Here is a 25807-nt window from a genome sequence, read left to right as displayed (position 1 = left end):
GATTGTTTTTTTATTTAAAAATGGTGGTTCATTGTTTCATAATGAAATCAAAAAGTTATGCTATAAAAATTGATTCACTATCCTGTAGAGCTTTTGGATATTCCTTATAAATTCATATAAAAATGAAAAAGATTTACCTAGTGGTATTTATTTGTTGTTTCTTACTTAAAGCAAACGCACAAATTCATCATGTTGAACCGCTTAATTGGTGGGTGGGCTTGAAAAATCCAAATTTGCAATTATTGATTCATGGAGAGAACATTAGTGACACCCAGCCGATAATTAATTACTCAGGTGTAAGCATCAAAAAAGTTAATAAAGCCGATAGCAAAAATTATCTTTTTCTCGATTTGGTGATTGCCAAAACTGCCAGAGCGGGTAGTTTTACTATCAAATTCAAAAAAGCTGGAAAAACCGTTTACCACTACAATTATAGCTTATTAGCCAAACAACAGTCATCGACCCAGATGCGTGGTTTTAATTCATCAGATGTAATATACCTTATTACTCCCGACCGCTTTGTCAATGGTGATTATTCCAATGATATTGTTTTAGGAATGAAAGAAGCAAAAATCAACCGCAGTTTTGATGGTGGACGTCACGGTGGTGACATTAGAGGAATGATAAACAGCCTTGATTATATAGCTGAAATGGGTTTTACAGCCATTTGGCCTACACCAGTTCTCGAAAATAATATGTCAGGTTACTCGTATCATGGATATGCAATCACAAATCATTATAAAGTTGACCCACGATATGGAACTCTTGATGATTACAAAGAACTTTCTACAAAAGCCAGTCAAAAAGGTATCAAATTGATTTTTGATGAAGTTCTTAATCACACAGGATACGGTTATTGGTGGACCGAAGATTTACCATTTAAAAATTGGCTAAATTATCCTGATACCAAGACATCAACCAATCATCGTCGAACGGTAAACCAAGACTTATATGCTTCAGATTATGACAAGGAATTTATGAAAAAGGGTTGGTTTGATAGAATGATGCCGGATATGAACGGTGAAAATCCTTTCATGGCTAATTATTTGATACAAAACACTATTTGGTGGATAGAAACCTTACAATTGGGAGGTATTCGCCAAGACACTTATGGTTATTCTGACAAAACTTTTTTAAAAAATTGGAGTTGTGCAATTATGGATGAATATCCAAATTTCAGTATTGTAGGTGAAGAATGGAGTCTAAATCCACTTATAACATCATACTGGCAAAGAGGCAAAAAAAATACTGATGGCTACAATGGTTGTTTGACGAGTATCATGGATTTTCCATTGCAAGAGGCACTCGTGAAAGCTCTCACTGAGAAAGAGACTTGGGGGAGAGGGTTGATCGTTTTATACGAAGCTTTAGCCAATGATTTTGTTTATGCCGATCCTTCAAACATTCTGATTATGGGTGACAACCATGATATGGATAGACTTTTCACTCAGCTAAATGAAGATGTAGAACTCACAAAAATGGCTTTGGCGTATTTGCTCACTACAAGAGGAATTCCACAGATATATTATGGTACTGAAGTTTTGATGCAAAATACTGGGCATCATAAAGTTGATGGACTAATTCGCTCAGATTTTCCTGGTGGTTGGAAAGAAGATAGTATGAGTGTTTTTTCTGAAAAAGGTTTGTCAGATGCACAAAAAAGCACCAAAGTTTATTTAAAACAATTGTTGAATTGGCGAAAAATGAATCCTGTAATTTCGACAGGAAAAACACTCCATTTTGCTCCTTTTGATGGTATTTATGTCTATTTTAGATATGATAACAAAAAAATGGTGATGGTAGTACTGAATAAAAACGAAAAAATCTCATCAATTGACCCGAAACATTTTAATGAGATTTTGAAGGGTAAAACTTATATTCAAAATATTTTTAGTAAAGAATCACAATTGCTCAAAAATCAAATTTTAGTTCCAGCTAAATCTACAACGATTTTTGAAATTCATTAAAAAAATGATGTCATACTGAAATATTAGTATAATCGTTTATTTCCCATTTAATTTGGGTTTTAATCTCAGGATAAGTTTGCTATAATTATAAAGTTATTTTTCCTTTTAAAAATAACTTGCCTTTTCCAGTCATCAAAACTCTATCCCCGACGAGTTTACATTTAAGGAAGCCTTTTCGACTGGAAATTTGCTCGGCAATGAGTTCGTTTTTATTTAAAATATTTGCCCAAAATGGTACTAATTTAGTATGTGCAGAACCCGTCACAGGATCTTCATCAATGCCTGAACCTGGACCAAAAAACCTTGAAACAAAGTCTAAACGCTTCGATTTGGCCTTTGAGGTAATGATTACACCACGAGCTTTAACTTGTTTCAACGTATTAAAATTAGGAGAAATTTCTTCAATATCTTTCTGTGATTTATAAACCAATAGATAATCATCAGAAGCCCGATAAACTTCAAGCGGTTTTTTACCAATGCCTTCAATGAGCCCTTCGGGAGCTTGAGCAGCTACAATTGCTTGTGCAGGAAAATCTAATTCAAGCCAATTTCCTTCTTTTCTAACTTTCAAGATACCACTTTTTGATTCAAAAAAAATAGTATCTTGCTGGCACTTCAATATATTAAAAATTACAAAAGCTGTTGCTAAAGTAGCGTGTCCACATAGATTAACTTCAATAGTAGGGGTAAACCAACGAATTTGAAATTGATTTGTATCAATAGTAACAAAAAAAGCTGTTTCTGAAAGATTATTTTCCAAGGCAATTTTTTGCATTAATTCATCAGGCAACCAATTTTTCAAAGGAATAACGGCTGCTGGATTACCACCAAAAAGCTTATCAGTGAACGCATCTACTTGATAGATAGGAAGTTGCATAAATCAATGGTTGAAATAATGAATGAGTGATTTATTTTTATTAACTCAATGTACTTTGGTGTCTGAGCGAAGTAGAAGACAGCCGAAGAACCTAATTTTTCTTTGCAGTTAATCTTAATTTTGTTAGAAATAACATCAAGAAAATAATACTTAACAAGAATATGACATCTTTTGAATCAATCAATCCACGCCCAAGCGATTCATAATGATAGCTTAGTCCAAAATAATTGATAATGAATTGAGTTGTTCCACTAAATAGATTGGCAAATTGATTGATTCCATCATAAAGAAAATAACAAATAACCGTACCAAATATAAAGGCAACAATCTGATTATCAGTTAGTGAAGAGGCCCAAAGTCCAATGCCAGCAAAAACTCCTCCTAATAGTAAAAGACCTAAATAAGAGCCAATAACTGCGGCCGAATCAATATTTCCTTTGGGATTTCCCAACTGATAAACAGAATAATAATATAATAAAGTAGGCAATAAAGCGAGTAAAATTAAGAGAAATATTGCTAAAAACTTACCCAAAATTATTTGCCAATCAGTCAAAGGTTTGGTGAAAAGTAATTCGATTGTGCCACTTTTAAATTCTTCCGAAAAAGACCTCATCGTAATAGCAGGAATCAAAAAAATGAAAATATATGGTGTCAACTGAAAAAAGTTATTCAAGTCGGCATAACCATAATCTAGTACATTTGAATCAAAAAACCACGTAAAAAGGCCAACAAAGACTAAAAATACGCCAATTACTATATAAGCAACAAGTGAATTGAGAAAACTATTTAATTCTTTTCGGAAAATAGCAAACATTATTAAAGGATTTACAATTGACGAATGACGATTTTAATTGGAGAAATTAATTTTGAAAAATCGTATTTAGTCAATAACGTATTAAAATTCAACTTCTGGTTTACTGTTCTTAACAATAGCCGATACTATTAACGAAAAAATGAATCCAAAAAATACATACCCTAAGATTCCAAATAAAAACATTAGACCTGGAGATGTAAATTTGGCAGCCATTTCCATCGCTTGGTCAACTTGCTCAGTTGACATTCCTCTTGCTTCCAATTGTTCTCTTTGCAAATCACTCATTTGCTGCATAATAGTTGTATCAATATAATTAATATAGATATAGCTAAAAATAGAGCCAATCAAACCAGTTACGGCACTCATGAGCGTCCCTACTCCCAAACCTTCACTAAAACTCATAAAATTGCCATTCAATGACTTGAATTCTCTTAGAGCTAAGAATATTCCAGTTAATAACAGTAGAAAACTTATCCATGATAATGATGGTGTCTTGAAAAGACCAGTCATATATAAAATGACTGTATAAATGATTATCAATATTGCTGTGACTAATCCCCATTTGAGGGCAATGCGAGCAGTTGAAGGTTTTTCCATGAGTAAAGATTAGGGTTAAGTAAATTTGATAAGTAAATGTATAAAAAAACTATGATACAGTGAATGTATGTCGTCTAAAAATTATTGAGATGACAGTTACAGCAATGATACAAATTTGTTTCTTACCAAGTTCATCTAAAAAAACGAATCCAGCCGAAGGTACTTCTTTGGCTTGCTTCAATAAGTCATTGTATTCTTTTAATCCAAAATTTTTGATGTGAGCATCCTTTATTTTTTCAATTCCAGCAATATTTTCATTGACCCAAAGCATAATTGATTGGTTATTACCCCATTGACTATCAATGAATTGAACAAAAATATAAAAAAACAAAGCTGTCAATAATGCAGCAAAAAGATTGGTCATAAAACCGACCGAAAAGCCTTCCGTAAATGTCAAAATACCACCATTATTAGCACGGTAAGTCCATACAGCCACCACAATAAAAATAATATTAATACCAAAAGCAGGGGCTTTATAGCGTCCAAAAGGGCTTTTATGAAGGCCATAATATTGCAACATGGCAACTATGATACAGATTGCCGCGGCAATACTTCCGTAAATCAATGCACTTCGAATAATTCTATTTTTTACTATCATTTGTGTATATTTTCCCTTTGTTAATTACAGCCACACTTTTTCCGATTAATTCTTTACCAACGAAAGGTGTATTTTTTGATTTTGAGTGAATATGATTTTTTGAGAAAACCCAATTGATTGAAGGATCAAAAACTGTCAAATTAGCAATTTCTCCAACTTCAATTTTTACTTTTGGTAAACGCAATAATTTTCGAGGATTGTTGGTAAATTTATCAATCAATTGCTCGATACTTAATTGACTATTTGTATTTGCTACCGAAAAAGCTGTTTCAAGACCAATAATACCAAAATCAGCTAAATCAAACTCTAAATTTTTTGCCTCATCATCATGTGGATTATGGTCTGAAACAATTGCATCGATTGTGCCATCTGCTAATCCCCGTTGTAGTGCTATAATGTCATTTTTGCTACGAAAAGGTGGGTTTACCTTTAAATTAGTATCAAAATCTTTTAAATCAGTATCAATAAAAGCAAGCTGATGAGCAGCAATATCACAACTTACAGGAAGTCCTTTCTTTTTTGCTTCACTTATCATTTCGACTGTTTTTGCAGTGGAAATAGTAGAAAAATGGAGTTTTGAAGTTTTATTTTCGGATATTTCTGAACCTAAAAAATATTCCAATAATTTCAAGTCTCTCATAATCATCAATTCTTCGGCTGTACTCGGAATCCCCTTCATACCGAGTAAGGTGCTTTCAATTCCTTCGTGCATCTGACCAAAAATGGTCATACTTGGCTCCTCTGGTCGATTCATCAGTAAAGCATCAATAGGAGCGAGGTATTGTAATGTTTTCAACAAAATATCAGCGTTCCATATTGTATGTTCGCCATCGGTAAAAGCTGCTGCACCAGCATTCTGGAGATCAAGCATTTCGGTAAAGTCTTTGCCTTCACAATTTTTTGTTATAGCTGCCCCTACATGGATGTCAATCAACTGATTGCTTGCAAAACTTTTAAAATATGATATTGCTTCTTTGGTTTGTACGATTGGTTTGGTATTTGGCAAGGTGAAAATTTCTGTAAACCCACCTGCCATTGCTGCTTGGCATAAAGTAGTTAAATCTTCCTTCGATTCATACCCTGGATCTTTGGGAGAAACCCGCATATCAACCCAGCCCGCCGAAACACAAAGGTTTTCTCCTTCAAAAATATGATCTGCTTGATGAGAAATATTATCTGCAATTGCAATAATAATCCCATTTTCTATAAAAATATCCTTTGTCTGACCATGATTGTCAGCATTTGCATCAATTATTTTTACAGATTTTAGTAAAATTTTCATTTGAGCGGTAAAAGTGCAAAGTATTTATAATAATTGAGTAACTTGAAGAATGAAATTTAATTGCTTGATTATCAGATGCTTATGCTGTTGTTTCTCAAACTGAGAAATTTCTAAATCTTCAAATTACATTGTCTTCAATGTCATAGAAATCCAACAAGTATATTTTTTGTAAAAAAAATGCCCTTGTTAGGGCATTTTTTTTAATATTTTATTGAATTATCTTCATTTTATTTATTAAATAATATTTTGATAGGCAGTTGCGTCCATCAAAGCATCAAATTCTGCAATGTTGCCAACCTCCAATTTAATCATCCAGCCTTCACCATAAGGGTCATTATTAACTAATTCAGGAGCATTTTGTAAGGCTGGATTTACTTCTAAAATTTTGCCACCAATTGGTAAAAATAAGTCTGAAACTGTTTTTACTGCTTCGACTGTGCCAAAAATTTCATTGGCAGGAAATGTTTGACCAACCGTTTCTATTTCTACGAAAACAATATCACCCAATTCACTTTGAGCAAAATCTGTGATGCCAACTATGGCAATATTACCGTCGGTCATTTTTACCCATTCATGTTCGCTTGTATAGCGTAAGTCAGCAGGAAAATTCATTGTTGATGTAAAGTTTTATTGATTTTGTTGCAAGTTACATGAAATGTTGGGAAATTGAAAAATAAGTGACTTAAAAAGTTTTAATCAGATAATGCAAATCTAACATTCAATCCACCAGTTGTGGTTACTCTTGGATAAGAAAAATTGGTTACAAATGGTGTATTGACTAAGTGGTCGATATAAAAATTCATCATTACTCGCTTATTGACTTGATAAGAGATGCGAGGGCCTAATTGCAAATTATAGTTTCCTTGTGTTGGTTGAGGGTCACCATCTAAGCGTCTTTGAATGGCTTTAATATCTCTAATTGTGAAATTAAACTGTAAATTCAAATCATTTTTAAGGGTTATTACTTTTCCATCACGCCCTCTTAGCGGTAATTTTACATTGTTTTTCTTGAAACCAAAATTAAATACAAAATCATCACTCGAATACTCTGCCACTTGTGAATTGGCGAGATTCAAAGAAGCTCTTCTTTCTTTATTATATTCAAATTTTCCAGAAATTTTACTTTTAGTCACAAATTGAATCCCGATGAAAGGGGCAAATTTTTCTTCCAGCGTAATGGTACTCATCACATAAACAGGGATGTATTGACTCAAACTATTGAGTACATTGTCAGAAGGAAGCGGATAACCTCTTTGTGTCAAATCAATTCGGGTATTAATATTATTATATTCTAATGACGAAGTAAAGTTACCCACATTAAAATTAGAAGTGTAACTATGTTGGATAGATAATGAACTAAAAATCTTTTTAAAAGGCTCTAAACTTGCCAAACCAGAATAATCAATTCGCCAGTTGGGAAGTGGAAGATTGATTTTTCTATTATTTGGATTGAATGGATTTAAACCAATTTTTGCTCTTGATTCTTTCCCACTATAAGCTGCAAAAAATGCTGGAATCAAAATGTCTTGAGAGTTTTTATCATATTTAGACTCTCCGTTTAATTTGTAATTGGCATAGATATCATCTCGTAACTTAATCATATTCTCAAAAACATCGTAGTGATAATTGTTTTTTACGTCAGATCTGGACATTCTTGTAAATGCTGTGCGGAAAGCCCAAAAAGACATACCAAAATTACCGTTTCTTACTGGGCTTGAACTGCTGTAAGTACCATCTGCATTGGCAATATAATACTCTTGATAAGTATCACCTCGGCTCATATTTCCACTAATTTGAATTCTGAAATCCTTTGCAGGTTCAATCGTGGTTCTGAAACTAAATTTCCTTTGAGCTGTTTGTGTAAATGGCTGTGTCTGGGTTGTTGTTTTTGAAAGCCAGCCATTGCTTGCTGCGATTTTTTGAAATTCATGGTCTTGTGAGCCAATCACAAAGTTTCGTGCATCACTATTGCCAAACTCATCACTTAAACCAAAGAACCTTGGAGTTGGCATAAAACCAGGTAAAATTGTTGTTTCGATGAGTGAATAATCATAATCAATTCCACGAACACTCATCAACAAACGAGTAAATGCCTTTGCTAAATTACTTGGTAAAACTTCAATGACTTCTTCATCACTTGGGTTTCTTGTAAAACGTTTTCGCTCTGGATTCGGACTGTTGGCAAAACGTAAATATTTGGCCTTATTATAAAGTTTTACAAAGTCGATTTTACCTCTGACTCCACGCTCACGTCCATTTCTAATAGTATTTCCAAAAAGCACATCATTTTCATCTTTAATATTATATGCGGCAGCCTGATAGTTGAAATTGGCATTGTATTTTGCATCGGCGGTCATCCAGTCAAGCAAGAAAAACTTGTCTAATGGCAAACGATAGGTAGCTCGAATTTCTTGACTAAAATTCTTTGCACGACCAAATCGTTTTAAACTACTATAAAGAGAATCGAGTTTCTTTTGAGTGTTCAAATCACCAGTAGGCTCATCAATGATGGCATTCATGGCAGCATTATAATTTAACAAGATACTTTTGGTCAAATTCCACTGCAAATCATAGGTACGATTCATCAAGAAATACTTTTCAAAAGTTGGAATGATTCCATTGGTCGTTAAATCAGAATTTCTTAACTGAGTTTTAGCAAAATTTCTGTCAAAATCAGTGCGAAATGCCACAACTGTAGGCAAAGGAGAGAAGTTAAAATCTTTGAGCCAATATAAAAATGGACGCTCTAATTTTTTATTATCTTTGAATGGTTCCCAATTAATTTGTTTTGGTTGATATTGATAAGTAAAACCTCCTCTATACTGATTTAAAGCATATTGGTCTATCAAAATATTACTTCTACTTACATTGTTTTGTGCGTAGGTAAAAGAGAAGTTTTCAATATCATAAACATGAGATTTTGCACCCTCCTTGGTTTTTATTTTTCTCACATTTGAAAAGTTAAAACCTCTACGAGTACTTTCATCTACAACTAATCGACGATAACGCTCTCGCTCACTTTGGTCCGAAATATTACTTAGAGCAATCTCTAAAGGCATATCTGGGTCTAGTGGATTAAAATGAGGTGTTACGGTTTGTTTATCATAATTGATAAAAAATGGAATCTTTAAACCCCATTTTTCGGGAAATAATTTATCTAATTCGATATTTGATGCAATACCAATACCCTTACCTGTATCTCTAGCACGCTCAGAAATTTTATCTTGAACGCCACCAAAACCATACGTTTTCAAGTTCCCATTAATGGTTACCGTTGCTAAATCAGCCATTTTGATATTGGCAGCTAATAGGGCAGCATCGCCAGAGGTTTGGTCAAAACCGTAAGCACGAAGTTCATCCATCCAAACCAAAAAGGTATTAGCTTGTTCATCAGGTGATTTTGGATTTCTAACTCCCAACATTATCGTCAAAGTTGTACTTAAATCAGGATTACCAAGCACTGAGATATTGAATTTACCATCTTCAGTTGGTTTTGTGTAAGGCACAGCCACATTTTTAGCTACTCGATTTCGCTCACCTTTCAAAGCTATTAATTCTTGCAAAGCTACATCAATGGCATTTTCTTCTGGCCAAATATCATTTTCATTTGTCACACCATTAGGTGTAACTTTTAGTTGAGGAACTTCTATTTCATAATAATTCTCAGTTAAATCAGTTCCTATTCTAATAAACGCACCACCAACAGTTTTTTGGTCTCCGCTTTCATTTTCTGCATGTATAAACATTTTTAGGCGTTTATAATTAACCATATCGATGCGAGTATTGCGGAAAACTGCACGAGAATCGCCATCACGAAGGTTGGTTACACCTAATGAAATAGATTGCTCATTAAAAACAATATTAAATTGTTGCTGAGTCACATCTCTGTCACGAATAAATCCAGGAGGAACCACATACGGTGTTTTTCCATTTTTTACGTTACAATTTTGACCATCATCAGCACACCCATTTTCTTCGATACTTACAACACCCACTTTAAATTTAGCATCATAAGGCTCTGGAACTTCTGTCAATCCTGCTTTGCTTAAGTTTTTGTCATACACACGGTATTGATTCGATTCTAATTGCAATGATGCAAAACGAAGTACTACTGGCTGTTCAAAATCAGTAAGCATCATTCGCATAAAACGGATAGATTTAAAACCATTAATATCACCAAACTTACGAGTAAACTGCTTGACTGGCACTCTAAATAAATACCAAGTAGCATCAGTACCTGGAACCGTTACTTTATCTACAATGAAGCCATTCCCAACATCTAATCTATTAGGTTGTAAATTGATTTCATATTCATAAAAATTTTCTACATCATTAATGGTGTTATCGGCATTGATATCTTCCTTGTCTGGTGTAACAGAGTTGGCAGGAGTTGCTCCAACAGTGGAAGTTGTATTACTTTGTGGAGAGTTATTTTCAGTACCTAAATAATTTTTAAATCTTTCTAAAAGTCCTTTATTTTGGGCATCATAATCAGCATCAATAAAAAATTTGAAATCATCACCCGAAGGGTCTTTTGCGATTTGTTCAAAAACGGCTGGTTTTACCTTATTTTTTACATCTGATAAATACTTTTGAATGTGTGGGTAAGTTGTTTCTTCACTATTATTCAATCCATCCAAACCAACGTCCTGTTTCTCTCTTGAACCATTTTGGTTATCAAATGCATCAGTCATAAATTGAACGCTTGGAGCTTTTCCCCAGCGAGTATTGACAGGTTGAGAGGAAGACCCACCATTCGGTAAAAGACCATTTTCAAAGTTATTTCTGCTATCAGGTATAAAATCTTCAGAAATATCACCTAAATGAAACATTAACTTTCCACCTGTAGTATTCTTTTTATTCCCATTCGGTGAACCATCACGAATAATGTCTTTGAATGGGTCGAGCATCCAAAAAGTTAGATATTCGGTATTGGCATTATCAAAGTCGTTATCGGCGGTGATTCCTCGCATCACTGCTCCAAAATTTTGTTTAGGATTTTGTAAATATCCATCAGCATCAAGATTAGAATTATAATTATACATTCCTCTTTCGGCAGGAAAATAAGAAATATCAAGAATATTTAATGGAATCGAATTATTAAATGATGGTAATGATCTCCCTGTAAATATTTGAGTTGGGGAGAAGGCTTTTTCGTAAAGGTTATTGTTGGCAGCATCAGTTACACTTTGAGGAAGTACACTGCCACTTCCGCCAAATCCGCCTGCAAAATAAGTACTTTGGTCAACTGTGTAAACTGAAATCTTACCTCTTTTATAGTTATAATCATAACCTGTTGCACTACCTTGAAACTTTTCGGGGGTTGAAGCAGGTCTCCAACGAGTAGGCTGACGAGTCAAATCATTGATATTTCTGGTTGCTTCAAAATCATCAATCATCGAATTTCCACCAATACGTTTGTTATTTACTGAAGGGAATAACTTAGCATATTCAGCGGTGAATTGGATAGATGACATTTCTTTGGTTTGAATCAAAGGTAAAGCATCCAAAAAGCGAGTAAGAAAACGAGCATCTTTGCGATAATTGATATCAAATCCAACGATTGAGTTATTAACCGGCTCTTGCCCAATGGCTGTACGTGTCATAAAACCTGGTGTACTTTCACGCAATGCCATGAAAGTGGCCCCCAAATGAATGTCTTTGCTGAGGTTATAATCTAACCTCGTTCCCATCATAAATCTTATTTGAGTATTGAATAAGTCAGGTTTTTCCCACTCAATTCTAATTTGTCTTGCCGAATTTAAAACACTCTGATTAGTAATTTTTATTCTTCCTAACTGTGGCTCAATGGTATAATCAACTCCTTCTTGTAATTGTACCCCACCCGCAAATATTCTCACTGATTGCCCTGATGCCCCTAATGGTAAGGCTATATCAGAAGAACTACTTGCTTGTAAACTCCCCCTTATGAAAAATTTATTTTTGGTTGTAACTTGTTGAGCATCAGTCATTGTACTTCGATAAAGCTCATTGAAAACATATTTTTCACGAAGAATTTGTTCGTCCGTATCAAAAAGTTTGTTTAGAGTTGTCCCAAAAGGTTCAAGGACAGGAAAAATTAACTTCCCCATTTTTGTATCAATGGTCACATCCTCTACAAAGTCGAAGTTACCATCTCCTTCGGGCTGTGGGTCATTGTTTGGGTTTAATTTATCAAGTCCTAAAAGTCTAATCAGCGGGATATTTTGAAGTTTTCTACCTTCTTGCAAGTTGGGATTGTCGATGCCTGTTTTGTCGTCTTTGTAAATGACACGTAATTGAAAACCTTGCTTGCCAATACCAGATACTCCTAATGAATAAATGTTTTTCATCATTAAATCCCACATCGGACTATTAGTACGGTTACGAATTGTAGAAGATTTGATGAGTTTTAACATGATTACCTCATCTTCACGACGAGCTGAATAATCTTCAGTTAATTCTCCAACTTTAAAAGTTCTTCCGTTATAAGTATATTCGTAAGCGACACCTAAAATTTCATCATTCCTGAGTGGAGTAACTAATGATATATAACCCAACTCTGCATTAAACTTAAATTCTCTTTCAGTTAAGCGTTTAGCTCCCCTTAAAATTTCATAGTCAACGCCTTTTTTTAGTCCTAAACCTGCTAGTGAAGAAGTAGTTGTATCAATTTTTCTGAATGCAGGATTACTATTTAGCTGGTCATAAAGTGTTGTTGCTTTATTATCGACAGGACTGTACTGGCCTTCGGTTATTTTTTTATCGCCAATATCAGAAAATGCTACTAAGTTTCGCATTGATTCGATATTATTTGTTCGATTTGTCACATAGACTTCCAAACGAGTAATTTTTACGCCAGAAAGAACTAAAGGTAAGTTTCTGAGAGCTTTTTCATAGTTACCTCTAAAAAACTGAGCTAAAAAGAAGTGTCGATTTTCATCATAATTATCGCATCTAATTTCAAAAGCACGGCTTTGTGTACCACCATTTAAAACTATCGACTCTGTTTTTGAGCGTTGTTGTGCCAAAACTGCCGTTACATCCAATTTACCTAATTTGAAACCTGCTTTTACACCAAATAAATTTTGAACCCCAGGAATCAACTGACTTTTTACTGGCATACTTACATTACCTGCTTCGACCTTTTGAAGAATATCTTCAGGCTGATTTTTGAAATTTAGTTTGAGTTGATTTTCAAAGTTGAATGCAGCTTTTGTATCAAGATTAGTTAAAATTCCCATTTTTTCACCAATTTTTCCATTGAAATTGATGTTGATTTGTTCATTAAAATTGAAAAGTGTTTGCCTTCTCTGAATGAGTGGTAAAAATGGGTTGTCAATAAATTGTTTAATCAATTGAAAATCTAAAGTTACAAAACCATTCGGTTTTAAATCAATCAAATTTCCACCAAAAATTCTATCTACTACGGGGTTTTTCTCTAATAATGGTCTTAATCCACGGCCACTTGTGGCACTTTTTCCATCTTGTAAGTTTTCATAATCACGCAAAATACTCTTACGAATGGCTGCATTTTGAATACTTGAATATTCGTTGAATGTCAGCGATTGTGGTACACGATAATCTATATTTTTGCCTGCTTTTTCAGTAATCGAAATCTCTTTTGTTTCAGGTGAAATCTTGAAATCATTGGAAATATTCTTTGGGTCTTTTAAATAAAATGGCGATTGTGGAACTCTTGAAGCATAGCGATTGAGGTAGCGATCTTGCCAACGATAAGAAGGTTTGGTGCCGGTTTTGACAATCACAGTATCTTTATCAGGAATCGCAAGCGAATCTGAATTGTTTTTTTCAACAGTAGTATTACCTTTTTTCCTGTTCTGCCCAAACAATGGATTTACCGAGCAAAAAGTATAAAAAAGTAAAATAATAGAAACATGATTTAATTTTAATAGCTGTCTGAACATACAGTTTTTAAGGGATTTCAATAGGACTTCAAACCTTAAACGACTAAAACCTTGCCAATAGTCTATAAAACCAATAAAAATAAACGTATTTTGAAGATTTTATGTTTTAGGATGTTGTTGTGTGTGAATTTTGTATTGAATATTGAGCTTATAAAATCTTATCGGAGTGCGAATTTTATTAGTTGTTCCACTGTAATTTCATTGCCTTCACGTTTAAGAATGGCATCAATACTTTTTTCGGCTGTTGCTCTTGGAATACCAAGCATCACCAGTGCTGCAAGCGACTCGTTACGAAGTTTAGCATTGGCAGGTGCAAAAAGATTAGGAGTTACACCACCTACAAGATTATCTTTCTTTAATTTATCTTTTAATTCTATAATAGCACGTTGAGCCGTTTTAAGGCCAATTCCTTTAATGCTTTGAATCGTTTTTACATCTTCGGTTACTAAAGCATGTTTAATTTCTCCAGAAGATAATGATGAAAGCATAACCATTGCAGTACTTGGACCAATTCCCGAAACACTTGTTAAATCTTCAAATAAATTTTTTTCTTCGGCTTCTGAAAAACCAAATAAAGTATGCGAATCTTCACGAACGATTAGCAATGTATGTAGCTTACACCGCTCTCCTGTATTGTGTAAAGCAGCATAAGTTTGAAGTGAGATTTTAACTTGATACCCTACACCACCAACATCAATAATGACATAAGAAGGATCTTTATACGCTAATTTTCCGTCGAGATAAGCAATCATGGGGTTTTGAATTCTGAATTATGAAGTCTGAGTTGTTGAACTTTAAATTCTAAACCGCAATTGCGATCACTAAGAATTCAGCACTCAGAACAAAAAAAAACTCATTTAATAATATTTAACCTTATACCACCACTTACTTGACCATTCCAAAAGAAGGGAGAAGGCAGGGCTTCGATATAAAGCCCAGCGTCAACAAAAAAGGCTATTGGTTGATTAGGCAATTTGAGTTCGATACCTGCGGTACCAGTAGGACCAAGAGCAATTTTTCGGATATGATCAACTTTTTGTCCGATTAAAATATCGGCGTAATGGCTTCTTGAATTAACTTGTCCACCAAAACCATAATATACGTGGGCCCAATCACGCCCCAATACTTCATTTTGCCAAAGATAAATTCCTTGAATCATTAGCCCTGCTGTCTTGTATTCGCCAGCATTATAACGCCGTTGACGATTATAAAGGAAACCATAAGTTCCGACATTTACATCAAATGCTTTGTCTCCATTTTGAAAATATTTTCTCACATTAAAACCAAGTGGTTCACCAACTCGAAAACCTACCGCCCAATTATAATCATATTGTGCTGAAGCATCAATTGATAAACCAGTGATAAAAATTAAAGTAAATACAAAAAGCAGTCTTTTCATTCTATTTCTTATTCAAAATTGCAAGATTTTCTCAAAAGTATCAAATACTCTCTATCAAACGAAATGTTATTTCTTTTTATTGAACAAAAAAGCGTCCGAATTTCTCTCAGACGCTTTTAATTGATGCAAAAATAGATATTACAATACTAAATCACTATTGGTTAAAATATAGTTTAGTTCATTAATATCATCCGCATTAAGTTTCAATGTGCCTTTTACAGTCACTCGGTCATCGGTATTGAAACGTTTAGTAGTTTTTTTGAATTTTATTTGAACAACAGACTCTGGTCCGGCTCCTCCACAAAAAAAGCATGAACTATATGGATTTGCAGAAAGTACATAAACATTGGCATCCACATCAACTGGAATCATATAGCCAGTCAGCACAATTTCTTTGTCCTTTAATCCTGCCACTTTGGCCCCAAAAGTAGGGTAGAGGATAAACATGGATTCTTCTGCACTCCATTTTTTCTTAAAAGTTACATCACGAAGGGTTTCCCAAGTAACTTTTGTTGGCTCGTCAAGCAATGTGAATGAAAATAAAGAAAGTGTTAGTATTCCTAATAAAAATGTTTTTGAAATGGTTTTCATATTAAGTATGATTGATGAATGAGTTTTGATACAATAATTTGTTTAAATATATAATGAATAATCTGATACATTCATATTTGATCATTATTCTAACTTTCTTCTGCTAAAGTCTTAGAAATATTTATGCGATATATACCAATAGAAGGCAATGACGCAGCTAAAATACCCACTAATAACGCTCCAACGAATAAGTAAATTTCACCAGTTTGTAATGCAAACTGATTGACATCAAAATGGAATTTTTTACTTAACTGATTAGAAATTAAATAAATTCCGATGCGGCTAAGTAAGATTCCTGCAACATAGCCCAAAAGTGATAAAATTATTCCTTCTAATAACAACATTAAAAACAAACGAGTTCGGCTCGCTCCCATTGAAAGCATTAAAGCCATTTCATATTTGCGTTCTTTTAATGAATTGTACAATGAAACAAAAACACTAATGCCTGAAATAAGCATGATCACTGCTGCTAAAACTTGTAATCCGTCAATTCCAATACCAAGCAACTCAAATATACGATTGACTTCAATTGCAGGTACGGCCGCTTGCAATTTTGAATTTTGATTAATATTTCTTGGCATGGTCATCATGCCCATTGGCGAACGAAACTTAATAATTGCACTGGTGATTTCACGCTTTTTGGTACTGTCTTCCATTTCGCCTGCTTCGTGATTTTCGTGTATGCTCCAAACACTACCCAAGCTTGTTAAGATTAAGTTATCAACTACCGAATTATTGAATTCTAATATACCTACAACTTTATACTTTCTTTCATTATGTTTTTCACCTTCTGAGTCAAGGCCATGAGAACTGGCAAATGTATCACCAACTTTGAGATTTGTATTAAGAGCGGTTTGTCCACCTAAAACTACCTCCAAATCTGCTTTGAACATCTTGCCAGATGCAAATTTCGTCTTGAAGTGTTCAAAATATTTTTTATTTGTTCCCAAAATACGATAACCTTGAAAATTGTCTCCCATTGATAATGGAATCATTTCTTTGACCATCGGATTTTGAGCAATGGTTTGTACATCATCTAAATAAACATTGCCTGTTGGATTATCAATTTGGTAAACACTTGACAAAATTAACTGTAATGGGCTTCCTTTTGCACCAACAACTAAATCAATCCCACTGATATTTTTGGCGAATTTATCTTGTAATTGTTTGCCCAATAGCATCAAAAGTGAAATCATGCCAATGCCTAAAGTCATTAACAAAACGCATAAAAAACTGTTGAGTTTTTTGTCGATAATATTTTTCCAACTGATTTTAAATAACATATTTTGAATAACAATTATTGATTGACGATTTACGAATAAAAATTGTTTGAAAACTTCTTTTTTATGTAGTTTAGAAAAACGTTGCGAAGTAATTCCTTATTTGTAAATCATCATTCGTAACTCGTAATTGATTAAAGTGTAATAATATTGCTATATCTATCTTTCAACCTTTGGTCGTGAGTTACAATCACCAAGGCTGCACCTATGTTTTTTGATTGATTTTCAAGTAATTGAATGACTTTTTCGCAATTGTCATCATCCAGATTAGATGTGGGTTCATCTGCCAAAATCACATTCGGATTGTTCATCAAAGCTCGGGCAATACTTACCCTTTGTTGTTCTCCTCCACTAAGTGAAGTCGTTTTTTTGTCTAACTTATCAGCAAAGCCAAGATTTTTTGCCAATTTATGAGCTTGTTCTTTCGACTGGTTTTGGTCGGCTAAATAATTTGCCAAAAGCAGATTTTCTATGACATTAAGTGAACTTACGAAGTGGGATTTTTGATAAATAATACCCAAATGATTTGCACGCATTTTGGTAGCTTCTTTGGCAGATAAATTGGATAACTCTACACCATTTATTTGAATCGAACCACTTTGAGGATGGAGTAGTAAGGCCATCAAGTGCAATAATGTAGTTTTGCCTGTACCTGAATTGCCAAGAATCAATAAAGTTTCTCCTTTGGCACATGAAAACGAAGGGAAATTGAATTTTCGTTGTGGACTATCCTGAATTTGTTTACCGTATGAAAATTGAAGGTCAGAGCAAGCAAGCATTATATCTCATTTTTGTTTCAAATATACTACTTACGAACGATATTGTACAAGAATTTTAATGACTTAATCAATATTTAACTTTAGAAAAAGCTTTTTATAAAATGCAAACGTTTAATTGTTATTCATATTAAATGAATTATGATTTTTGGCATAATATCTTAATAAAACTTTTAGCTACATTTGTGAACTATTTTTCTAAAATTTGAATTCTCTATTAACTTAGTAGATTAAATAAATTTCAAACATTTAAATATTCAAAATATATGTCACTTCGATTAGGAGATATCGCACCTGATTTCACTGCTGAAACGACGCAGGGAACAATTAATTTTCACGAATGGCTTGGAAATTCTTGGGGGATGTTATTTTCACATCCTGCTGATTTCACCCCCGTTTGTACAACCGAATTAGGGAAAACGGCACTATTGAAAGATGATTTTGCTAAGAGGGGTGTAAAGGTTATTGCGGTTTCTGTTGATGATTTAGCTTCTCATGGTAAATGGGTTCCAGATATTGAAGAAGTTAATGGTGTTACAGTTAATTTTCCTATCATTGCAGATTCAGATAGAAATGTTGCGACTTTGTATGACATGATTCACCCGAATGCCTCAGAAAAAGCAACTGTTCGTTCGGTATTTATCATTGGACCCGATAAAAAAGTAAAATTGACTTTAACGTACCCAGCTTCAACAGGGCGTAATTTTACAGAATTACTAAGAGTTATTGACTCTTTGCAACTCACAGCCAATTATCAAGTAGCAACCCCAGCCGATTGGAAAGATGGTGAAGACACAATTGTAGTACCAGCGGTTTCAACTGAAGATGCGATTGCAAAGTTCCCTAAAGGTGTAACTGTCGTAAAACCATATTTGCGTTATACACCACAACCAAATAAATAATGATTATAATTCATTGGTTATCAGATATTTGTATTGTTTATTTTTGAAACGAGTTCCAAAAACCGAAAGTAATTTTCTTTCGGTTTTATTTTTATTTATTTTTGCATAATATTTGTATTATGAACTTCATTAGTAGATAAGTTGATAATACTCTTTTGAAAAATGAAGAAAAAAAAGAAGTTGAGCTTTTGGAAAAAAGTATCTAATCAGTTACTTAGCCTCAAAAGTCTTTATATATTAATAGTTATTGCTCTTATTACTTTGTACCCTGTCTATGTAAGTGATGGGCAAAAGTGGACTTATGTAGAAAATTTTGGCATTCGATTACCCCTCAGATACACGATTCATGGTATTGATGTCTCACATCATAACGAAAACATTGATTGGTTTAAGGTAAAGCATAGTGATGATGATAAGGTTGAAATCAATTTTTGTTTTGTAAAAGCTACAGAGGGAACTGACCTTAAAGACCAAGATTTTGATTATAATTTCCGAGGAGCAAAGCGTGAAGGACTGATTCGTGGAGCTTACCACTTTTATGTGCCTTGGGCAGACCCAAAGTTACAAGCACAAAACTTTATTGAATCTGTTAGACTTGAAGAGGGTGATTTTGTGCCTGTGGTGGACTTTGAAATTCATGGAAAAGGTAGAAAAGTGCGTGAAAATTTAGTTGATAATGTTAGAACATTTATCAATGTTATTGAAAATCATTATGGCTCAAAGCCAATTATCTACACAAATGCTTATATATATAGACAATATATAAAAGATAATTTTGATGAATATCCGCTTTGGATTTCTGATTATGATAGTCAAAAATTAGAAGGATATGAGGATGCAAAATTAATGATTTGGCAACATAGTGCAGAGGGAAAAATTGACGGTGTAAAAGGTAATGTTGACTTTAATGTTTTCGTGGCTTCTAAAAGCCATTTAGCTGATATTTGTATTAAACCTGAAAAATAATTATTTAGGAAATTGATTAGTGGTTTTCTTGTTATCATCCAATAATTTTTAATGTTCAAAATCTTATGTCCTTGTTATATTCAGTAAATTTTCAAAATAATTTAAGTACTAATAACAAGTAACTATCAAATCAAAACATGCTTAATTCTACAAATTTTACTCAAACCTCGGCTTTCAAAAAACTTAAAGCTCATCATCGTACAATCAGCAAAAAGCATTTGAAAGAACTATTTGCTGAGGATAAAAATCGTTTTAAGAAATTTTCAGTACGTTTCAATGATATTTTACTTGATTATTCAAAAAACAATATCAACCGTCGAACTTTGTCCTATTTGACTGATTTAGCAAAGGAGTGTCAATTGTCTGATGCGATTGAGCAAATGTTTAAAGGTGAAAAAATCAATCAAACTGAAAACCGTTCAGTACTACATGTTGCTTTGAGAAATCGTTCAAATTCTGCCATTTTAGTTGATGGAAAGGATGTAATGCCAGAAATCAATGAAGTCTTGTTGAAAATGAAGCGTTTTTCAGAAAATGTTATTTCTGGTACTTGGAAAGGATATACCAATCAATCAATCACTGATATTATTAATATTGGTATTGGGGGCTCGGATTTAGGTCCAGTTATGGTCACTGAAGCTTTGAAAGCCTATAAAAAGAAAAACATAAATATTCATTTTGTATCGAATGTTGACGGAACACATATTGCCGAAACATTGAAAAAAGTTAATCCTGCAACCACATTATTTATGATTGCATCAAAAACTTTTACGACTCAAGAAACCATGACTAATGCCCTATCGGCAAGAGATTGGTTTTTGAAAAGTGCAGTAGATGAATCTTTTGTTAAAAAACATTTTGTAGCCATTTCAACCAATCAAAAGGAAGTTGAGAAGTTTGGAATTGATCCTGCAAATATGTTTGGATTTTGGGACTGGGTAGGAGGTAGATATTCAATTTGGTCTGCCATTGGCTTGTCGATTGCTTGTTCGATTGGATTTGAAAACTTTGAGCAATTACTTTTAGGTGCTCATGAAATGGATAATCATTTCAGGAGTACACCTTTTGAAAAAAATATACCTGTCCTTTTAGCATTATTAGGCATTTGGTACAATAATTTTTATGGGGCAGATTCTCATGCTATTTTGCCTTATGATCAATATTTACATCGTTTTGCAGCATATTTTCAACAAGGAGATATGGAATCAAATGGTAAATATATTGATAGAAGCGGAAAAAAGGTAGATTATCAGACAGGGCCAATCATTTGGGGCGAGCCGGGTACAAACGGACAACATGCCTTTTATCAGTTGATTCATCAAGGAACAAAATTAATTCCTGCTGATTTTATTGCACCAGCAATATCTCATAATCCTATTGGTGAACATCATAAAATGTTGCTTTCTAACTTTTTTGCACAAACAGAAGCATTGATGAATGGTAAAACTCGTGAAGAAGTTGATGCAGAATTAGTAGGGAAGTCGAAAGATGAAGCTGAAAAAATAGCTCCATTTAAGGTTTTTGAAGGAAATCGTCCAACAAACTCTATACTTTTAAAGAAAGTCACTCCTAAAAGTTTAGGTAGTTTGATTGCGATGTATGAACATAAAATCTTTGTTCAGGGAATTATCTGGAATGTATTTAGTTTTGACCAATGGGGTGTTGAATTAGGAAAGCAATTAGCTAACAAAATTTACCCAGAATTGACTAATAATGAAGTGGTTGAAAGCCATGACAGCTCAACCAATGCTTTGATTAATCAATACAAGAAGTGGAGAAAATAAATAACTGAATTTTTTTATTTTTTGTGGAAAAATATTTAACAAAAAACTATCAGATTTTCTGATAGTTTTTTGTTTTTTTAAGGAAAAATTTTCTTTACAAATGTACAAAATTTATAGAATGTATTATTTGTTTGATTCGAATTGCAATTTTTAAATTATTTTAATTTGAAAATTCTTATTAAATAGTAGTCTGAAGAAATTTATAAAGACTTGATAATAAGTTATTTAACGGTACAATTTCGTTTTCATTTTTTTTTGAAAAAATAAAAATTATGGAAATTATAAAAAATTTAACCGTTTACATTTGGAAATTTAAAATTCATCATATACCTTTGGAACACAATAGCAAATCGCTTTCCTAATTAAATATAAGAGTGGGTGTTATCATTCGTGGTAACACACTGCAGCCGAACGAAAGTTCAAGCTCAAACCCAAAAAAAGTAAAGGTAATCATCTGTTGAGAGAGATGTTTTTATGTAAGAGTTAGGACATCTCCCTCTCAACAGTATCTGTGAATCTTATAATGGACTTACGTGCTTTCAAATATACAATTGAGTTTGTATTCCTTTTTACTTTTTGGGGAAATAATAATGTATTCGCCGCTCCACACAAAACAGATAATCCACTCGTTCCTTACGAAGTTAAGTTTGCTGATATTACATTTCAGTTAAATGACGTAACTCGTTATTTAATACAAAATGAATTGAAAAATATTCAGTCAAACAAACAAAATATTCAAAATCAATTAGATAAAGTTGCATTGTTCTTGCCAGTAGTTGAACCTATATTAAGAGAGCAAAATGTACCAGATGATTTTAAATATTTGGTTAGTTATAATAAATATCAATCTTCTATTGAAAACAATATTAACCTCGAAGCTGGGGTTTTTTGGTGTCTCGATAAGCAAAAAGCAGAAGACGTAGATTTATTGATGAATAACCAATTAGATGAAAGAAAGCATCTAATTGCGGCTACCAAAGGAGCTGCAATGTGTTTGAAAAGAAACTATGTCTTGTACAGCAATTGGGGTACAACTCTCTTTTCGCATATATCTGATAAGAAAGTATTAAGCTTACTGGAAGTTAGCAAGAAGTGGTCTGGTAATGCTTACATACTTTTAGATAGCCCTGCATATATGGCAATTTTGCAGTTTTTAGCCTACAAATTAGCAATAGAAAAAGAATTTCCGCTTTATAAACCTGCTGTACCTAAGGTTGTATATGAATATCCATACAGTAAAGGTAAAACATTAAACAAAATTTCTGCCGAATTAAAAGTAGAACCCGCTACTTTGAGTGAGTATAATCTCTGGCTAATTTCCAAAAATGTTCCTGATACAGATTGCCAAGTATTGGTTGTAGTGCCTACCAGTAGATTCAATGAAGTTAGGACTTTGGCAGAATTGTCAAGAAAGGTTGGGCTTCCTTCAAAAGATTTAGGTTTTCCAGTTTTGAAAAGAGAAGAACTGGTAGAAAAAAGTAAGGGTGTTAATAAAGGTGGAATTTTTTACAAGATTAATGATTTAAAGGGATTGCAAGCTGAAATGTGTGATGCTGTAGTAAATATGGCATATAAAGCAGGCATTTCAATTGAAAAATTTGTTGAATATAATGATATGAAAGTAAACGATTTACTTCATATCGGTCAGGTTTATTACATAGAAAAGAAGAATGTGAAGGCAAGTGTTCCCTTTCACGTGGTAAGAGAAGGTGAAACACTTTGGGATATTTCACAAATTTATGGTGTCAAATTAGAGAGCCTTTTAGAATATAATCGATTAGAGTCAGTTCAGCGTTTACAAAGAGGCAGAATTATTTGGATGCAAACAACAAGGCCTAAAAATAAACCGATAGAATACATCGAAATGCCCGATGAATTTGCTGCCATTGAAGAGTTAATAGGTACTGAAAATGATAGTGAACGTCTTGTTCCAATTCCAGTCAAAGACACCATTATTGTAAAAGAAAATCAGGCATTAGTAGTAAATAATGACAAAAATATATTGGTCGAAAGTGCACCAAAGGAAATTGATTTAAATTCTTTACCTTTAAGCCAAGAAATTAGGAAAGAACAGCCAAAAAATATAAATTTGCCCAAAGATGTTGATAAAAAGGGTGTTCAGCAAAATGATCTGAATGAAAAAAAGCAAGATTTGAAAGATGAATCAGTTCCTAACACCAAAACAATTGCAGAATCTAGTGTAGGTAAAGAGGAAAATAAGTCAAGTATTAAATATGTATATCACACCGTTCGAAAGGACGAAACCCTTTTCAGAATTTCAGTAAATTATAACGTATCGGTCGAACAATTGTGGAAGTTGAATAATTTATCAAGTACCATTATCGAGGTTGGTACAGTTCTGAAAGTTAAACGTTTGTAAATAGTATAGATTCACTCAATAGCTCAGATTAGCTTCTACCTTTGGCGGGAGCTAATTTTTTTTGTATAGAACTTATTGATTGAATCATTTCAGCAGTACTTATTTGAAATATATTAATGGATTAAAACGCTTTGACTTGATAAGCAAAGTTTTAGTTATTTTACCTTATTGATTAATTTGGTACGATGGATTTTGACGTATCATAATCATTGCTAATTAAAACTTTTTTATAGCTCAAGGCAAACCGAGCTACGAAAGCCATTGAACACCATCTACCATAATCATAAGGCATTCCAAAGGTAAAATTTTGAATGAGCGTAACTAAAAATACATAGGCAAGCATAAGGGTAAAATCACAGGTTGGATTAAAAATTTCTTTAAAAATCCAATATAAAATTACAATATGTAAGGCAGTAAAAAGTAACAATCCAATGACTCCCAAATCATGGAACATTTCAATGAATGGAGAATCAACATAATAATCTTGGTAACCGTTGCCAAATATTATACGAAACCAATTGTTTTTATCGAGGTTTTTGGCAAGTGTTTTGAAAACTAATTCAATATTTGTTACGCGTGTAGATGCCGAAGAATCACCTGCGAATTTAACTTTTTGTGCCGTATCGTTATCAAAAAATGTAACAAATATCTTGTCAAACCTTTCAAAGATTTTTTCATAAACGTTGATTATGTATTCATCATATCTCGTATATTCCCATATATAATATATTCCGTAAACAGAGATGATGAATAATATAATACCTTGCCAACCAAAAATCCATTTTAAACTTTTATAGATGTTGTGTGCTTTCAAATTTGAGATAAAATAGAGAAAGAAAAAAACACCAGTGATCATTACAATTGCCATTGATTGACAAAGTCCAATGACTAATAATAGTATAAACACACTTGTATAATATACCCAACGCCATAATTGACGGGTTTCGTTTTTTAATAATATTATTCCAGCAACTACTCCAATATAAGCACTTTTAGCGTAAATATGAGGATTTCCCATCGACCCCATTCCTCCATCATCGCCAAAACTAATGGCAGCTCTCATACCAATCACATAAGCTGGGTTTCTTGCAATGTAATATAGCAAGCTAAGACCTCCAAGAACACTAAAAAAGAGCGTAAATTGTACAAAAGTACTTTTTAAAGTATTGATTGAAGTGCCAGCAAAAATAAACATAGCAGTCAATAATACTAATTGATTAACTACTTCAACTGGGGTATTGGTAAACCAACCTCTGTTGGGTACATATAGAGCCAAATAAATAAGAGCTATAATACCATACAAACAACATAGCAAATAGCCAATAGTATTGGCATGATACAAACGTTTTGGATTTATAGGAAAGGCAATTAAAAGACTTAATATAGTAAACGCTGCTGTAAACGCAGAGTTGCCAGGTGCTAATTTAATTCCATCACGAAGAAAATAAACCAAAGGAAGACCAACAAAAAAGAAACTTAATCCCAGACTTTGCCTATATTTATTTATTTTATTGAGTAACCAATCAATGTAAATGACCATTGTACAATTTTTTTTACAAATATACTTCACTATACTCGTAAATAAAGTTTATTGTTGCAATTTTCCTATTTTGCGGCTTAAATTTTCTTAATTTTGTGGAATTTTTAGAAGCTAAAATAGTATTAGTCTTCAATAAATAAGGAAAAA

At 33.2% G+C, this 25807-nt stretch carries 18 protein-coding genes; 5 read left to right on the top strand and 13 right to left on the bottom strand.

Annotation, left to right across the window (positions count from 1 at the left end):
* Window positions 1–122 precede the first annotated feature (122 nt).
* Window positions 123–1967, top strand: coding sequence for a glycoside hydrolase family 13 protein (locus tag ACQUQZ_RS12545; RefSeq protein ID WP_435355325.1), 1845 nt, complete (start codon window positions 123–125; stop codon window positions 1965–1967).
* 85 nt (window positions 1968–2052) lie between these two features.
* Here ACQUQZ_RS12545 and ACQUQZ_RS12540 read toward each other — a convergent pair whose 3' ends face one another.
* The 12 genes from ACQUQZ_RS12540 to ACQUQZ_RS12485 form a co-directional block, all read right to left on the bottom strand.
* On the bottom strand, window positions 2053–2844 hold the full coding sequence (locus ACQUQZ_RS12540; protein ID WP_435355323.1) for a PhzF family phenazine biosynthesis protein: 792 nt from the start codon (window positions 2842–2844) through the stop codon (window positions 2053–2055).
* A gap of 91 nt (window positions 2845–2935) precedes the next feature.
* Complete coding sequence (gene gldF / locus ACQUQZ_RS12535) at window positions 2936–3658, bottom strand: gliding motility-associated ABC transporter permease subunit GldF (protein ID WP_435355321.1); 723 nt, start codon at window positions 3656–3658, stop codon at window positions 2936–2938.
* An 81-nt stretch (window positions 3659–3739) separates the two neighbouring features.
* Entirely contained in the window at window positions 3740–4255 is a 516-nt protein-coding gene (locus tag ACQUQZ_RS12530) for a DUF4199 domain-containing protein (RefSeq protein WP_435355320.1), read from the bottom strand.
* A gap of 49 nt (window positions 4256–4304) precedes the next feature.
* Window positions 4305–4853 carry a DUF4199 domain-containing protein gene (locus ACQUQZ_RS12525; RefSeq protein ID WP_435355318.1) on the bottom strand — a complete coding sequence of 183 codons (549 nt, stop codon included), beginning with the start codon at window positions 4851–4853 and terminating at the stop codon, window positions 4305–4307.
* Entirely contained in the window at window positions 4837–6135 is a 1299-nt protein-coding gene (locus ACQUQZ_RS12520) for a dihydroorotase (RefSeq protein ID WP_435355316.1), read from the bottom strand. Before ACQUQZ_RS12520 ends, ACQUQZ_RS12525 begins: the two co-directional genes overlap by 17 nt.
* A gap of 234 nt (window positions 6136–6369) precedes the next feature.
* Window positions 6370–6747 carry a glycine cleavage system protein GcvH gene (gcvH, locus tag ACQUQZ_RS12515; RefSeq protein WP_435355314.1) on the bottom strand — a complete coding sequence of 126 codons (378 nt, stop codon included), beginning with the start codon at window positions 6745–6747 and terminating at the stop codon, window positions 6370–6372.
* 80 nt (window positions 6748–6827) lie between these two features.
* Entirely contained in the window at window positions 6828–14042 is a 7215-nt protein-coding gene (gene sprA, locus ACQUQZ_RS12510) for a cell surface protein SprA (protein WP_435355312.1), read from the bottom strand.
* A 158-nt stretch (window positions 14043–14200) separates the two neighbouring features.
* Complete coding sequence (ruvA, locus tag ACQUQZ_RS12505; protein ID WP_435355311.1) at window positions 14201–14794, bottom strand: Holliday junction branch migration protein RuvA; 594 nt, start codon at window positions 14792–14794, stop codon at window positions 14201–14203.
* A 101-nt stretch (window positions 14795–14895) separates the two neighbouring features.
* Window positions 14896–15441: a hypothetical protein gene (locus ACQUQZ_RS12500; RefSeq protein WP_435355310.1), complete on the bottom strand. Its 546-nt coding sequence runs from the start codon at window positions 15439–15441 to the stop codon at window positions 14896–14898.
* A gap of 138 nt (window positions 15442–15579) precedes the next feature.
* The gene (locus ACQUQZ_RS12495; protein ID WP_435355309.1) at window positions 15580–16032 is read right to left on the bottom strand and encodes a DUF3299 domain-containing protein; all 453 of its coding nucleotides are present in this window, start codon (window positions 16030–16032) and stop codon (window positions 15580–15582) included.
* Between the two features lie 89 nt (window positions 16033–16121).
* Complete coding sequence (locus ACQUQZ_RS12490) at window positions 16122–17315, bottom strand: ABC transporter permease (RefSeq protein WP_435355307.1); 1194 nt, start codon at window positions 17313–17315, stop codon at window positions 16122–16124.
* 131 nt (window positions 17316–17446) lie between these two features.
* Window positions 17447–18091 (bottom strand): ABC transporter ATP-binding protein, encoded by a 645-nt coding sequence (locus ACQUQZ_RS12485; RefSeq protein ID WP_435355305.1) that lies wholly within the window; start codon window positions 18089–18091, stop codon window positions 17447–17449.
* A gap of 263 nt (window positions 18092–18354) precedes the next feature.
* Between ACQUQZ_RS12485 and ACQUQZ_RS12480 the strand changes: the two genes are divergently transcribed.
* From ACQUQZ_RS12480 to ACQUQZ_RS12465, 4 genes are all read left to right on the top strand, one after another.
* Window positions 18355–18990: a peroxiredoxin gene (locus ACQUQZ_RS12480; RefSeq protein WP_435355303.1), complete on the top strand. Its 636-nt coding sequence runs from the start codon at window positions 18355–18357 to the stop codon at window positions 18988–18990.
* Window positions 18991–19152: 162 nt separating this feature from the next.
* Window positions 19153–19956, top strand: coding sequence for a glycoside hydrolase family 25 protein (locus ACQUQZ_RS12475; RefSeq protein ID WP_435355301.1), 804 nt, complete (start codon window positions 19153–19155; stop codon window positions 19954–19956).
* Between the two features lie 137 nt (window positions 19957–20093).
* Window positions 20094–21740, top strand: coding sequence for a glucose-6-phosphate isomerase (gene pgi / locus ACQUQZ_RS12470; protein ID WP_435355299.1), 1647 nt, complete (start codon window positions 20094–20096; stop codon window positions 21738–21740).
* A 523-nt stretch (window positions 21741–22263) separates the two neighbouring features.
* Window positions 22264–24120: a LysM peptidoglycan-binding domain-containing protein gene (locus ACQUQZ_RS12465; RefSeq protein ID WP_435355297.1), complete on the top strand. Its 1857-nt coding sequence runs from the start codon at window positions 22264–22266 to the stop codon at window positions 24118–24120.
* A 172-nt stretch (window positions 24121–24292) separates the two neighbouring features.
* Here ACQUQZ_RS12465 and ACQUQZ_RS12460 read toward each other — a convergent pair whose 3' ends face one another.
* The gene (locus tag ACQUQZ_RS12460) at window positions 24293–25660 is read right to left on the bottom strand and encodes a hypothetical protein (RefSeq protein WP_435355295.1); all 1368 of its coding nucleotides are present in this window, start codon (window positions 25658–25660) and stop codon (window positions 24293–24295) included.
* Window positions 25661–25807 lie beyond the last annotated feature (147 nt).

Source organism: Emticicia sp. SJ17W-69 (genome assembly GCF_051209875.1).
Classification (GTDB): domain Bacteria; phylum Bacteroidota; class Bacteroidia; order Cytophagales; family Spirosomataceae; genus Emticicia.
Note: the sequence above shows the minus strand (reverse complement) of the source record. Positions and strands in the feature narration are given on the sequence as shown.